Consider the following 13045-nt stretch of genomic DNA (forward strand, 5'->3'; position numbering starts at 1 on the left):
ACTTCATTGACGCGTGCAAAGAACAAGTGCTATAGTATGTTTGCTCTAAAAGCTAAAGGAGCAAAGTTTTCAAAGGACGTGACTATGTGAACGAAACACTATTAGTAATTGATGGATTTAATTTATTAAGCCGCTGTTATTTTGCTACTTCTTATGGAAGAGATGAAGCAGCGTTGACAAGAAACAGTAAGGGCCAATTTACGAATGCCCTGAGAGTAACGATTCAAAAAATGCATACATTGATTCACCAATATGAGCCAAGCCATATTTTCGTCGCTTGGGATGTTAAACGCGAGGATACAAAACGTAAAGATACATACGCTTTATATAAGCAAACAAGAGCAGAGCTGCCTGATCCGCTGATTCAGCAGTACGAAACGTTAAAGCAATTTTTTGATACAGTAGGCATTTATCAAATGTCATTGTCTTCTTATGAAGCAGATGATTTAATTGGAGCACTTGCAAGCAAGTGGAGTAAGGAAAAGCAAAGTCCAGGGTACATCTATAGCAACGACCGAGACTTGCTTCAGCTCCTAGATCAACATATTTCGCAAATTATTGCTAAGAAGCAGGTTGGCGATCTTGTTTATGGCTTTAAGCACTTTCAAGAAGAATATAATATTGATCCTCGTCAATGGGTGGACGTAAAAGCATTGCTTGGTGACAAATCTGATAATATTCCGGGCGTTCCAGGTGTAGGAGAAAAAGCCGCACTGCCTCTTATTCAACAATATGGCTCTATCCATGAAATTTATGCACAAATTGAACAATTAGATCCAGCTTTTAATCGTTACAAAAAAAAGCTAGCAGAAGGAAAAGAACTAGGTATGCTTAGCCGTGAACTCGCTGAGATTATTATAGACATTCAAGAAATCAGTATGTTGAATTGGGAAGAATTAACATTTATGTATGATTATGAACGATGGAATAAAGAAATTCAAAGTCTAGAACTAAACATTAGGATTCGCTCCTGATTTTTAGTACAATACAATTTATGAACATGAGAAAGGAGTAACAAGCGTGCAACCAATTCATAAAGAAACAGTTCAAAAAAAAATACAAACATTTTTAAATAAAGACGTATATGTACACCTTGAAACGACAAACGGTGCATATGCTTCACACGTAAATGAAAAAGTAATGACAGTTGGGGCTTTTATTCGCAATGGTAAAGTCACTATTTCAAACGGAAAGATAACTGGAGAAGGTCCTTATCGTGTAGGTCTTCAAATTGATTTAGGATGGATTTATGCAGAGGGATTAACAGATTGGGAAATTGATGAAGAAGGCAGACTTCTTTTAGCAGGGCATGACTTTGAAGGTCGTTTAGCAGTTGCCCTTCAATTAAGTGAACATCCGTTTTCATAACAGAAAAGAGAGGAGAATAGAACATGGAAGAAAGATTATTAATTGTATTTCCGCATCCTGACGATGAAGCATATGGAGCAGCAGGAATGATCACGCAAGCTAGACAAAAAGGAACGCCCGTTACATATGCTTGTGTTACGCTAGGTGAAATGGGACGAAACATGGGTAGACCGCTGTTTGCTAACCGTGAAACTCTACCTCAAATCCGAGAAAAAGAACTTTTAGATTTAGCAAACGTTTTAGACATTCAAGACTTGCGTATGCTAGGGCTTCGTGATAAAACGCTAGAATTTCTTGATATTGATGTTTTTGCAGATAAAATTGAAGAAATTATTAACGATGTAAAGCCGACTCACATTTTAACGCATTACCCTGGCTTTGCAGTACACCCTGATCACAATGCCACGGGAGCAGCTACGATCCAAGCGGTAAAACGTATGCCAAAAGAAAAGCGGCCGGTTGTTTGGTGTCATGCGTTTTCAAAAGATCGTATTGAACATATTGGAGAACCAGATGTTATTTTTGATGTAACAGCGATGAAAGATAAAAAAATTGAAGCGTTAAAAGCCCATCGTTCTCAAACAGAAGGAATGATGAACGCAATTGACTTCGATCGCTTATCTGACTATCCGCAAATGGAACGTCTATTAACAAGAGAAGAATTCTGGACATATAACTGGGAGTAACAGATGAAAAAACAGCGAATTTTATTTATTGGAGCAGGACGAATGGCTGAAGCCGTAGCGGCTGGCTTGGTTACGAGCAGCGCTGATAGTATTGAGGCAGTGGTGATGTCAAACAACGGAGATATCGGTCGGTTACAGCGAGTTGAAAAAACGTACGGCGTACAAACGACGCAAAATTGGCGCCAGGAAGTTGACAATTCGGACGTTATTATTTTAGCGATGCCTCCCGAGGCGCATCCTTCCGTTCTCAAGGAACTTTCGACTCATTTAAATCAGCAATTTGTTGTAACGTTAGCTGCAGGAATTGGTCCGAGTTATTTAGAAAACCACCTTCCTCAGGAAACGCCTGTCGCTTGGATTATGCCAAATACAGCTGCTATGATTGGGCAATCGATGTCCCTGTATACACTTGGAACTTCTGCAACAAAAGAGCATAAAGAAGTGCTTCAAATGATTTTAAAAGGAATTGGTGAAGCGCATGAGTGTTCAGAAAAAGAAGTACATGAGCTAACGGCTGTAACTGGCAGTGCACCTGCGTTTTTATATTATTTTGCAGAATCGTTAATTGATGCAACGACTGCTTACGGTGTGGACGAAAAAACAGCCAAAGATTTAGTTATTCAAATGATGTATGGCTCTGTACAAATGCTACATGAAACCAAAGATCCTGCGTCTTTAAGAGAGCAAGTAACAACTCCAGGCGGCGCTACTGCCGAAGGATTAAAAGTGATGAAAGAACAAGACTTTTTCTTAACAATGAAGCAGGCAATTGAAGCAACGAATAAAAAAGCAATGGGTGGAAGCTAAAAAAGCTCACACAATCATATGTTAGATAAAAAATCCGAACTATAGTTCAGCATTCTTTCATTAGAATGTTGAATCAGTTCGGATTTTTTTATGAATAGACTTTCTTAACATAAAAATATGCCTCTTTGGAATCGTTTTTTCTCTATGTGCCGAGCTTTTTTAGTCATCGACAAATCGCTTTTTTGTATCAGAAGTTGGGAGCATGCAGTGCTGCTGTTTGCCAAACCACTTATATCGGTTGCGAGCGATCCAGTTGTATACGATATCTCGAATAGGCGCAGGAATGATAATAAGTGCATATAAAAATTTAACGGGTCCATCTAAGCGCTTGGCGATTTTTAAAGCAGCCGTTGATTTTATATATCTTTGTTTTCCATGGATATATACAATGCTGTCTAATTGCTCAGGAAGTAAGCCGTGAGAGGCGAGCTGCTGCTTTCCGAAATCTGATTGAAGAGAGGCGAAAGAAAACAAAGCTTGTTCATCATGTTTAATAATAAATTGAACACTGCTGTTACATAAATTACATATGCCGTCAAAAAGAATCAAATGTTTCATTGGACAATTTCGCTCCTATTCCATAAAAAAAGTATAATTACTTGTTATTTTTGAAAAATAAAGGTACGTTTAAAAGATGTGAAAGTGATCCAAATGCAAAGGTAATTCGATTATATAATAAGGACTCATAAGAGTTAAAGGAGAAGGGTATGAAAGAGCAAAACGACGTTGTCTTATACAATAGAATAAAAGAACAAGACAAAAAAGCCCTTGAACTGCTGTATGACAAGTACGAGCGAATTCTTTATTCGTTTGTATACCGGTTAACAAATAGCTCTGATATTGCTGAAGAAGCTGTTCAAGAAGTATTTATTAAGCTGTGGAGAGGAAAGGGAGTTTACAGCGATGAAAAAGGGAAGTTTTCATCATGGCTGTTTACGATTACAAGAAACACCGCGATTGATATGGTGAGAAAAAGAAAAAACGATCCTATTTTCTCAGAAGAAATTTTTGATTTTATTGAAGATGATCATCCTCAGATTGACGAGCACCTTCAGTGGAAAGAAGAACAGCAGAGAGTACGGCACGCTGTATCAAAATTGTCTGAAGACCAAAAAAAGATTATTCAATCCGTTTATTTTAAGGGATTAACGCAGCAAAAAGTAGCAGAAGAGCAGCAAATCCCATTAGGAACAGTAAAGGGTAGGGTGCGATTAGCGTTGCGGAAATTAAAAACATATTTAGGTACCGATGCAGAAGGGAGAGCTGATTCATGAGTATGTGCGATAAACTAATTGATTACTATAATGATCAGTTGACTTCCCATGAGAAAAAAGAGTTTGAAATGCACTTAAAAAACTGTCAAAGCTGTCAGGATGAACTAAAAGAACTGGAGGAAGTTCTTGGAGATCTAACGTATTTGACACCAGAGCAATCTCCTCCTCCAGAAATGAAACAGCGAATACTTGCAAATGTATTCGAAGAAGATCAAGGTGAGACAAAGAGAGAATCAATAGCTTTAAAAAATGAAAAACAATATGCTGCGTCTAAGAAATCAAATAAAAAATCCGTCATTATTGGATTAGCTGCGGCACTTATTTTATCCCTTGTAGGAAACAGCTACTTTCTGTTGAAAGATGGAGACAAAGGCAAACAAGAACCAAATGTTTCGGTTGCTCCTCAAAATGAACCTCTTACATCTGAGAAAACGATGAAGCTGCAGGCAGAGCCGAATGTTTCTGGTGAAGCAACAGCATCTCTGACGAAAAAAGGTGGAAATTTAAATGTGGTCATTCAAGCGAATAACTTGAAAAATGTAAAAGGGAATGAAGTCTATCAGGTATGGCTCATAAAAGGTGATAAGCCTCACCCGGCAGGTGCTTTTGTAACAGATAAAAATGGAAATGGGACAGTGGTCTATACGATGAGCCAAAAAGAACAGAGTGAAAAGTGGGATGTTATGGCTATTACTTTAGAACCGAACGCGAATAATAAGACGCCAAAAGGAAACGTTGTGTTAAGTTCAGCGCTCTAACAAAAACCCTTCTGCTAGCAGAAGGGTTTTTGTTACGTGCAGTTAATCATCTTCAAACTGTATAGCAATGGTTTGATCATTTTCTATCTTATTCAGTCGAATTTCCAATAAACCATTTTTGTACTTAGCGCGAACTGGTTCGTCCGTGTAGTGAAAAGGAAGTTTGACCGTGCGAGAAAATACGCCTGTATGGCGTTCGTTCAGTTTTAGCTTTTGTTTAGATGCTTCATAAGCATAAGGAACGTTCCCTTCAACGGTTAATATATTTGCGTCCAACTTAATTTGAATGTCGTTAGTGGAATGTAGTCCAGGAACTTCAACGACGATAATGCCTTCTTTATCGGTTTCATATAAATCGACGTTTGGAAATCGCTTTGGCAAGATGTGATTTAAATCGCTCCAAAAGTGATTTCCAAGCATATCTTCTACCTTATGCTGAATTGAACCCCAATCAATCTCTTCATATTTTTTACTCAAAGGAACCCCTCCTTATATTCACGTAAATTCCTTCTATATATATGAAAAAAAGAAAATTCAATGCCTGCTTACAAAGAATGAGAAAAATGCGTAAATAAGTGAAAAAATGTGAGGAAAAAAAGAGATTTTGAATGAAAAAGAAGGATTATGTAGAATAAAAAAAGTATAATTACGTATAGAGCTTTCTATTATTCTAAATGAAAGCAAGTATGTGAAGGGGGAAGTTGAGATGAGAGAAAAGCGTACATCCAGTGGTTTTCTATTAAAACAACGTGCTTTCTTAAAATTATATATGATTACAATGACGGAGCAAGAGCGTCTGTATGGCCTTCGGTTATTAGATGTGTTGAGAGATGAATTTCGACCTTTTGGATTCAAACCTAATCATTCTGAGGTATACAAAGCTCTTCATGACTTGATTGAAGACGGTGTCCTCAAACAGGTGAAGCGTAAAAAAGAAGGAATGAAGCTTCAAGAAGTGGTTTATTATACATTTACAAATGAGGGAGAAGAGAAAGCTAAATTATATAAAAAACAATTAAAAGTAGAGCTGGAGCGGTGTGAAGCTATGATTCAAAAAGCTATTCGTGACAACTTCGGGTCCAAATGAACGTGTCTTTAGTTAGAAAAGACACGTTTTTTCTATAGCTGATTTTGTCGTCTTATGTCGGAATAAAAGTTATAAAATGGGTACAAAGTAGTGTAAAAGATGGATATATAGTTATATTATGGATAAAATACACACTTTTAACATATATGGATGAATTCGATTTTAAAGATTATGCACTATTCATAAATAGTGTACGAATTGATATGATACAAAGTGTATATAAATCTATTTAATACGTTATTTGCCATATTTTAAGAACTTATAAACCGTTATCAGACCATCATTCAAGCATTTTGGTTTTAGCAACTCTGACGAATTTGACTAGATTTGTATCGAGAAGATATTATTTGTTTACTATGAAAGGAATGGATTTTATGAAGTCTACAGGAATTGTAAGAAAAGTAGATGAATTGGGTCGCGTAGTAATTCCTATTGAATTGCGCCGTATTTTAAATATCAACACAGGTGATCCAGTAGAAATATATGTTGATGAAGATATTATTATTTTACAAAAGTATAGCCCGTATGGTGCTTGCTTAGTAACTGGGGAAATTACGCGTGAAAACTTAACCTTTGGTAATGGAAACGTTGTGTTAAGTAAAAAAGGTGCGGAACAGCTTTTACAAGAGTTAGAGCGTACCTTAAATAAATAAGAAGTTTTAGGTCTTAGTATAAGGAAGAATATCCATCCATCTTTAAACCAAAAAAGAACGTTCTTTTGAGAACGTTCTTTTTTGGTTTAAGCCGTTCGAGAAGATTTATCCTCCTCTAGCAGCTGCTTTTTTTGTATTTTTATCAAACGATACGCAAGTCCTGTTGCTCCTGCAGCGAGCCCAGCAATTAGTCCAACCCAATAGCCAAACGCCTGCAAATCGGTGTATTTTGCTAACACAATGCCTAAAGGTAGACCAATTACCCAATAAGATACCAAGGACATTAAAAAGGTTACATTTACATCCTTATATCCTCGCAGCGCACCTTGAATAGGAGCTTGAAGAGCATCAGAAAGCTGAAAGAAAATTGCATAAATCAAAAAGTGAGAAGTTAATGCGAGCACCTCTGCATCTTTTGTATATAAAGATGCTACGGATTCTCGAAGAGTAAATAAAAGACCTGCGCAAACAAAAGCCATGCCAACAGCAATTGTTATACCAATTCTGCTATAGCTTCGTGCATCCTGATTCCGTTTAGCACCCGCTTCAAATCCTACAACGATTGTTAAAGCCATCGAAATACTCAGTGGAATCATATAGAGAAATGAGGCAAAATTAATAGCTGCTTGGTGAGAAGCGATTGTAATGGTATTATATGAGCTCATAAACAGCGTGACAGCTGAAAAAATACTTGTTTCGAAAAATACGGAAAAACCGATAGGTAAACCAATTTTTAATATTTCTTTCCAGGCAGAAAATGAGATACGGTGAAATTTTTTAAATAAACCGAAGCTAGAAAAAGGCTCTTTTTTATGAATAATTAAAATCGATATGACAAGTATACACCAATATGTGATGGCCGTTGCATAACCAGAGCCTACGCCACCCAAGTGAGGGAAGCCCAGCTTACCGAAGATTAATACATAGTTTAAAGCCACATTAATCGGAAGCCCTAAAATGGTGACCAGCATAGACGTACGAGTTTGCCCTAAAGCATCAATAAAGTTTCGTAAAACCGTATAAATAAAAAGCGGAATAATACCAAAAGATAAAGCGATTAAATACTGTTTGGCAATGCGCATCACGTTTGCTTCTAAATTCATTCCTTTTAAGATAGGACTAACAACAAAAAAGCCGATTAAAATGATAACAGCGGCCATTAAAATGGAGACATAAAGCCCTTGAATGACAGAGAACGGAACTTTTTTCTTTTGATTAGCTCCCACCAGCTGTGCAACAATTGGCGTAATAGACATTAAAATTCCGCTTAGCCCTGTAAAAACAGGCACCCATAAGCTCGAACCAATTGCTACCCCTGCCAAGTCATCTGCACTAACTCTTCCTGACATCATCGTATCAAAGAAAGTCATTGAAAACATTCCAAACTGGGTGACCAATATCGGAAATAAAATAAAAACGAACTGCTTAACTTTTTGAGACGTTGAAAACGTTTGTTGCATTAAAAAACCCCCAATTTGAAAACATTTACACCAAAAAGCATTATATCACGCAAAGGCTTGTTTTTGCTAAGAGTTCTGACAATAAATTCAAAGAATGTATCCATAAAGAACACACTTTGAAAGGAAGTAAAAGGTAAAGTAGTATATGATTTTAATTTTGAGACGCGGTGGGATATGATAGAAAGTATAGTAGTTATCATTTAACGTGGAGGGATACGTGTGGATTTACAGTTGCAAAGTAAAAATGTACTCATTACCGGTGGATCAAAAGGGATTGGGAAAGCTATAGCTGCTTTGTTTATTCAAGAAGGAGCAAACGTTGGAATTGCTGCAAGAGGAGAGGAAGCATTACAGCATGCACAGTCAGAATTAGAAAACGTACGTACATATACAGCAGATCTAACAAACGAAGCGGATAGAGTTGCGTTAATTAAGAAATTCATTAACGACTTTGGGAGTATTGATATTTTAATTAATAACGCTGGAGGAAGTAATGGAAGCACGGCAATGGAAACAGATTTATCTCTTTTTCAGGAAGCAATGGAGCTAAACTACTTTTCAGCTGTCCACTTGAGCAAGCTAGCAGCAGCTCGTATGACAAAAGATGCGGCAATCGTTAATGTTACGTCTATTTTTGGGAGAGAAAGTGGAGGGAAAGTTACGTACAATAATGCAAAAGCAGCGCTTATCAGCTTTACAAAGTCATTTGCAGATGAAATGATTTCTAAAGGAATTCGTGTAAACGGTGTTGCTCCGGGAAGCATTTTGCACGAGACGGGTAATTGGAAAAAGAGAATGGAGGAAAATCCGGAAAAGATCAAGCAGTTTGTTGAAAATGAAATACCAGCGGGCCGCTTTGGAGAGCCAGAAGAAGTGGCAAACGCCGTTGTTTTTTTAGCATCTTCTCAAGCTTCATGGATAGTAGGTGCGACGTTAAACGTAGATGGTGGACAGTCAAAAATGAACTTTTAAAAAAAGTGCAGGAATTTCCTGCACTTTTTCATTATCCAATATCTTTTTGCATACGAGGAATCTGAAAATCTTCATTAATTGCGTCCGCTGTAAGCTGACCTGATAATGTCACCATTGGCACGCCGCCTCCAGGGTGTGTAGAGCCTCCTACAAAATAAAGGTTAGAAAGAAGCTGACTTCTTGCCGGAATTTTAAACCCTCCATTTTTCTTACGGTCAGTTGCTACGCCATAAATGGACCCGCCGTTAGCGCCGTAAAGCTCTTGGATATCGTTAGGAGTAAACGTATATTCAAACTCAATGCTGGAACGTAAGTCTTCTAATCCCATTGCCTCAAGCTTTTTTAGTACGACATCACGGTAGCGGTCTTTTAATGCAGCCCAGTCGTCGCCTTCTTTTAAAGGAGGTACATGAGTAAGAACGAACAGGTTTTCTTTTCCTTCAGGAGCTTGCGTAGGATCTGATTTAGATGATACGCCAATGTAAATTGTCGGATCCATCGCTATTTTCCCTTTGTTAAAGATTGTATCAAACTCTTCTTTCTGATCCTTTGAGAAGAAGAAATTATGATGTTGAAGCTGTTTGTACTGTTTGTTAACCCCTAATAAAAGAACAAGGCCAGAAACAGTAGGTTCAAATTTTGCAAGCTGCTGAGTTTGCTTAGCTGCTTGCGCATGATTTTTTAATAAATAGCGGTAAGTTGGAATGGCTTCTAGATTAGATACCACAACATCTGCTGATAGGCTTTCACCGTTTTTTAGTGTAATTCCAGTTGCCTTTGCTCCGCTTGTTGTGATTTCTTTTACCGGCGTATTTAGATGCACAGTGACGCCAAGTTCTTGAAGGAGCTTATCCATCGCTTCAGCAATTTTGTACATTCCGCCTTTTACGTAATAAATACCTAATCCTAGCTGAACGTGAGCAAGCTGTGTTAATACAGCCGGTGCATGATAAGGAGAAGAGCCGATGTACATAATTAAAAAATTAAACAATTGACGCAAATGTTTGTTTGAAAAATATTTGCGTGTAGTAGCATCCATAGATCTCATTGGATCCATTTGAAGCAGTTCTTTTACCGTGTGCATCGTTCGTAAATCGTGCAGTCCAGATAAACTTTTTTTATAAAAACTTTTTAAGTTCGATTCGTACATTTTATTTGCATAAGATAAATAGTCAAAAAAACCTTCAATGTCTTCTGGAGCAAGTTCTTGAAGCTGCTGAAGCATGCGAGGAAGGTCACTGGTCAAATCAATTTGTGTACCATCTTGGAAAAAAGTTCTCCACTGAGGCTCAATTCGTTCTATTGTCAAGTAGTCGTGGATATTGCGGCCTGCACTGTCAAACAGCTGCTCTAGCACCCACGGCATTGTTAAAATAGAAGGTCCCGTATCGAAAGAAAACCCTTTGCCGCTGCGAATATTTAACTTACCGCCAATTCGCTCGCTTTTTTCAACGACTGTTACATCATATCCATCAGCTGACAGACGAATAGCAGCTGACAGACCACCTAAACCTGCGCCTACAACAATTACTTTCTTTTTCATCTTTTTCCTCCTTATAAAACAAAAGCGAGTTGTCAACAATGTGTATAAAATGACTTCACGCAAAATAAAAATAGGTCTACAACTTTTTATTTTATCCAGTTCGCTAATTTTCATACGTGAAGGAAAGGAGAAAGAGATGTCTTTTTTACTGGTTGCTCTTGTCTTGACAGGTACGCTTGTCATCACTATCCCTACATTTAAACGTGTAAAAATAGTAAGAAACGATATGTCATGTTTGTCCATTATTATTCCAGCTAGAAATGAAGAAAAAAACCTTACCTTTTTATTGCAGTCACTCCAGTTACAGAACGCTGACTTTGAAGTGATTGTTGTAGATGACAACTCAACAGATCATACTGAGCGGGTAGCCAAAGCATTTGGCGTGAAAGTAGTGCACCCGGGGACACTTCCAGCTGGATGGTTAGGAAAGTCATGGGCATGCTGGAATGGAGCAAGAGAAGCAAAAGGCTCGTTGCTTTTGTTTTTAGATGCTGATCTTACAGTAGAGAAAGACGGAATTGAAAAAGTATTTTTCTACTATCAACAGCAAGGGGGGGTGCTGTCGGTTCATCCTTATCATCTTGTTAAGAGGCCTTATGAAATGTTTTCTGCTTTATTTCACTATGTTACGTTTGCATCGATTGGCGCTTTTCACCCCTTTAAAAATTGGAAAAGTCCTTCCGTCGGTTTCGGGCAGTGCTTGCTTTGCAGCGCAGCCTCCTACTTTCAAAGCGGAGGCCACGAAGGGATAAAAAAAGAAGTGGTTGAAAATATGGCACTGGTTGAGAAAATGAGCAAACAAGGTGAATTTATTACGTGTATGAGTGGACAAGGAGCTCTTTCCATGCGCATGTATCCAGATGGTATGAAAAGCCTGATAAGAGGGTGGAGTAAGAGCTTTGCTTCAGGTGCGGGGAAAACGGAAGCCATTTATTTATTTCTAGTAAGTTTATGGCTTACTAGCATGATTAATTATGTTCTTTTTTTACCTACTCTATGGAATCAACATGCAGGCTTGGCAATTAGCAGTTATGTTTGCTATGTCAGTCTCTTATTTAATAGCTTAAGAAAAATAGGTTCGTTTACTTTTTTTTCTTTGTGCTTATTTCCTATTCACGTCCTGTTTTTTCTGGGCCTATTCGTATGGTCTTTCATCCAAACAGCGGTGAGAAAGCAAGTTAAATGGAAAGAACGCAGCATATCTATAGAAGAAGAAAAAAAGAAGAAAGTGATAAAATGACAGGTGCTCAGCTCTTAATTAATATCATGGCATGGTTTGTGATTCACATGTTCATCGCCTACAGGTGCACAAAAATTTCTGCCTTTTATTTAAAAAAAGACCTTGCGCTGTTTAAGGTTCACAGCTGGGAAACAGTTGGAATATATAAAAAATTCGGGGTGCACCGATGGAAAACGTGGCTTCCTGATGCAGGAAAGCTATTTAAACGAGGGTTTTATAAAAAGAAATGGGAGAGTAGAACGAAGGAATATGCACAGCTTTTTTTAATGGAAACAAATCGAGCAGAGTTAACTCACTGGATCAGCATACTTCCTTCTATTCTTTTTTTTATATGGAACTCTCCTTCTATAGGTGTTTGGATGGTTATTTATGCGATTATTGCAAACGTACCGTTTATTTTGGTTCAACGATATAATCGAATACGGATTCATCAAGTCGTTTTAAAACTCAAACGAAATTAATTAACATGCCTTTGGCTCCGAGTAGGGGCCTCGGTTTTTATCTTTTTCTCCTTATTTGAAGACAATAATTTCTTGGATAAAAGAAAAAAAGAAGCAAAGGCGATATAAATACTAAAAAACACTAAAAATCCCCATAAGCCTGCTATGGCATCATCAAATTCCATGTTGCCTCGAGTGGTAATTCCTTGCTGAATTTCAATAGCAAAAACTAAGACAAGCATAACGGTAAGAGTATAGATAAAAGAAATAGCTGTAATACTAAATTTCCATTTTGACAATAATTTAAAGATCATATAAACGCTTAAAAACGTGAGCAGTCCAATAATGCCAATAATCCAGAAGTGAAGTTCTTTATCTGAAAGAGAAAATCCTAGTAAATAAAAAATATAAATTAATCCATCGTGCAATACATTAATAATATTTGTAATGAAAACAATACATTCTTTCATTTTTTCTCCTTTATAAAAATGTAAGACGTTTAAACTTCTAGGTATACAAGTATACGTAGCCCGTACTCATTCCAATTTTATATAAAAAATGCACTTTCTAGATCAAATATTAAAGAGATCTGAAATTTCAAATAATATTTATAATTTATATTATAAACAAAAAGGTAAAAAAATAAAAATTTTCGATGCAAACTGACACATTTTTTTCATATTTAAAGAAAGAAATAACTCAGAATATGTGGTTTACTGTAGAAAGAAAAGAAAATAAGAGGCATTGATATAACAAA

Annotated in this window: 16 protein-coding genes; 11 read left to right on the plus strand and 5 right to left on the minus strand. The window is 37.1% G+C overall.

Annotation, left to right across the window (positions count from 1 at the left end; translation table 11 throughout):
• Nucleotides 1–86 precede the first annotated feature (86 nt).
• From WKH56_RS28765 to proC, 4 genes are read left to right on the plus strand one after another with little or no spacing between them, the layout of a single operon-like run.
• The gene (locus WKH56_RS28765) at nt 87–974 is read left to right on the plus strand and encodes a 5'-3' exonuclease (protein ID WP_048021288.1); all 888 of its coding nucleotides are present in this window, start codon (nt 87–89) and stop codon (nt 972–974) included.
• A 46-nt stretch (nt 975–1020) separates the two neighbouring features.
• Nucleotides 1021–1368: a YojF family protein gene (locus WKH56_RS28770; protein ID WP_013056714.1), complete on the plus strand. Its 348-nt coding sequence runs from the start codon at nt 1021–1023 to the stop codon at nt 1366–1368.
• A 23-nt stretch (nt 1369–1391) separates the two neighbouring features.
• Nucleotides 1392–2054, plus strand: coding sequence for a bacillithiol biosynthesis deacetylase BshB2 (bshB2, locus tag WKH56_RS28775; RefSeq protein ID WP_048021287.1), 663 nt, complete (start codon nt 1392–1394; stop codon nt 2052–2054).
• A gap of 3 nt (nt 2055–2057) precedes the next feature.
• Nucleotides 2058–2861, plus strand: a complete 804-nt coding sequence (proC, locus tag WKH56_RS28780; protein WP_028413631.1) for a pyrroline-5-carboxylate reductase — start codon at nt 2058–2060, stop codon at nt 2859–2861.
• Between the two features lie 159 nt (nt 2862–3020).
• Here proC and WKH56_RS28785 read toward each other — a convergent pair whose 3' ends face one another.
• On the minus strand, nt 3021–3419 hold the full coding sequence (locus tag WKH56_RS28785; protein ID WP_028413630.1) for a thiol-disulfide oxidoreductase DCC family protein: 399 nt from the start codon (nt 3417–3419) through the stop codon (nt 3021–3023).
• 149 nt (nt 3420–3568) lie between these two features.
• Between WKH56_RS28785 and WKH56_RS28790 the strand changes: the two genes are divergently transcribed.
• Together WKH56_RS28790 and WKH56_RS28795 are read left to right on the plus strand one after the other, a co-directional pair.
• A complete protein-coding gene (locus WKH56_RS28790; RefSeq protein ID WP_028413629.1) occupies nt 3569–4135 on the plus strand; it encodes an RNA polymerase sigma factor in 567 nt (188 codons plus the stop codon).
• Nucleotides 4132–4893: an anti-sigma factor gene (locus WKH56_RS28795; RefSeq protein ID WP_028413628.1), complete on the plus strand. Its 762-nt coding sequence runs from the start codon at nt 4132–4134 to the stop codon at nt 4891–4893. Before WKH56_RS28790 ends, WKH56_RS28795 begins: the two co-directional genes overlap by 4 nt.
• A gap of 42 nt (nt 4894–4935) precedes the next feature.
• Here the strand turns inward: WKH56_RS28795 and WKH56_RS28800 are convergent, their stop codons facing one another.
• Nucleotides 4936–5370 carry an Hsp20/alpha crystallin family protein gene (locus tag WKH56_RS28800; RefSeq protein WP_013082862.1) on the minus strand — a complete coding sequence of 145 codons (435 nt, stop codon included), beginning with the start codon at nt 5368–5370 and terminating at the stop codon, nt 4936–4938.
• Between the two features lie 229 nt (nt 5371–5599).
• On the opposite strand from WKH56_RS28800, the gene WKH56_RS28805 reads away from it, so the two are divergent.
• Complete coding sequence (locus WKH56_RS28805) at nt 5600–5980, plus strand: replication termination protein (RefSeq protein WP_013056721.1); 381 nt, start codon at nt 5600–5602, stop codon at nt 5978–5980.
• Nucleotides 5981–6354: 374 nt separating this feature from the next.
• On the plus strand, nt 6355–6633 hold the full coding sequence (locus WKH56_RS28810; protein ID WP_025752053.1) for an AbrB/MazE/SpoVT family DNA-binding domain-containing protein: 279 nt from the start codon (nt 6355–6357) through the stop codon (nt 6631–6633).
• Between the two features lie 86 nt (nt 6634–6719).
• On the opposite strand, the gene WKH56_RS28815 is transcribed toward WKH56_RS28810, so the two are convergent.
• Nucleotides 6720–8093 (minus strand): MATE family efflux transporter, encoded by a 1374-nt coding sequence (locus WKH56_RS28815; protein WP_028413627.1) that lies wholly within the window; start codon nt 8091–8093, stop codon nt 6720–6722.
• 219 nt (nt 8094–8312) lie between these two features.
• On the opposite strand from WKH56_RS28815, the gene WKH56_RS28820 reads away from it, so the two are divergent.
• Entirely contained in the window at nt 8313–9065 is a 753-nt protein-coding gene (locus WKH56_RS28820; RefSeq protein WP_033578776.1) for an SDR family NAD(P)-dependent oxidoreductase, read from the plus strand.
• Between the two features lie 31 nt (nt 9066–9096).
• On the opposite strand, the gene WKH56_RS28825 is transcribed toward WKH56_RS28820, so the two are convergent.
• On the minus strand, nt 9097–10608 hold the full coding sequence (locus WKH56_RS28825) for a phytoene desaturase family protein (RefSeq protein WP_048021283.1): 1512 nt from the start codon (nt 10606–10608) through the stop codon (nt 9097–9099).
• A 136-nt stretch (nt 10609–10744) separates the two neighbouring features.
• Between WKH56_RS28825 and WKH56_RS28830 the strand changes: the two genes are divergently transcribed.
• Together WKH56_RS28830 and WKH56_RS28835 are read left to right on the plus strand one after the other, a co-directional pair.
• On the plus strand, nt 10745–11848 hold the full coding sequence (locus WKH56_RS28830) for a glycosyltransferase family 2 protein (RefSeq protein WP_048021281.1): 1104 nt from the start codon (nt 10745–10747) through the stop codon (nt 11846–11848).
• Nucleotides 11791–12309, plus strand: coding sequence for a glycosyl-4,4'-diaponeurosporenoate acyltransferase CrtO family protein (locus WKH56_RS28835; RefSeq protein WP_228307693.1), 519 nt, complete (start codon nt 11791–11793; stop codon nt 12307–12309). Before WKH56_RS28830 ends, WKH56_RS28835 begins: the two co-directional genes overlap by 58 nt.
• Here the strand turns inward: WKH56_RS28835 and WKH56_RS28840 are convergent.
• Nucleotides 12306–12758, minus strand: a complete 453-nt coding sequence (locus WKH56_RS28840; RefSeq protein ID WP_013056728.1) for a hypothetical protein — start codon at nt 12756–12758, stop codon at nt 12306–12308. The genes WKH56_RS28835 and WKH56_RS28840 overlap by 4 nt on opposite strands.
• Nucleotides 12759–13045 lie beyond the last annotated feature (287 nt).

The sequence above is a fragment of the Priestia sp. SB1 genome (assembly GCF_038898415.1).

Coding starts and splice junctions, on each gene's coding strand:
- bshB2 (WP_048021287.1), top strand. CDS start 1,392: ATGGAAGAAAGATTATTAATTGTATTTCCGCATCCTGACGATGAAGCA.
- proC (WP_028413631.1), top strand. CDS start 2,058: ATGAAAAAACAGCGAATTTTATTTATTGGAGCAGGACGAATGGCTGAA.
- WKH56_RS28785 (WP_028413630.1), bottom strand. CDS start 3,419: ATGAAACATTTGATTCTTTTTGACGGCATATGTAATTTATGTAACAGC.
- WKH56_RS28790 (WP_028413629.1), top strand. CDS start 3,569: ATGAAAGAGCAAAACGACGTTGTCTTATACAATAGAATAAAAGAACAA.
- WKH56_RS28795 (WP_028413628.1), top strand. CDS start 4,132: ATGAGTATGTGCGATAAACTAATTGATTACTATAATGATCAGTTGACT.
- WKH56_RS28805 (WP_013056721.1), top strand. CDS start 5,600: ATGAGAGAAAAGCGTACATCCAGTGGTTTTCTATTAAAACAACGTGCT.
- WKH56_RS28810 (WP_025752053.1), top strand. CDS start 6,355: ATGAAGTCTACAGGAATTGTAAGAAAAGTAGATGAATTGGGTCGCGTA.
- WKH56_RS28815 (WP_028413627.1), bottom strand. CDS start 8,093: ATGCAACAAACGTTTTCAACGTCTCAAAAAGTTAAGCAGTTCGTTTTT.
- WKH56_RS28825 (WP_048021283.1), bottom strand. CDS start 10,608: ATGAAAAAGAAAGTAATTGTTGTAGGCGCAGGTTTAGGTGGTCTGTCA.
- WKH56_RS28830 (WP_048021281.1), top strand. CDS start 10,745: ATGTCTTTTTTACTGGTTGCTCTTGTCTTGACAGGTACGCTTGTCATC.
- WKH56_RS28835 (WP_228307693.1), top strand. CDS start 11,791: ATGGAAAGAACGCAGCATATCTATAGAAGAAGAAAAAAAGAAGAAAGT.
- WKH56_RS28840 (WP_013056728.1), bottom strand. CDS start 12,758: ATGAAAGAATGTATTGTTTTCATTACAAATATTATTAATGTATTGCAC.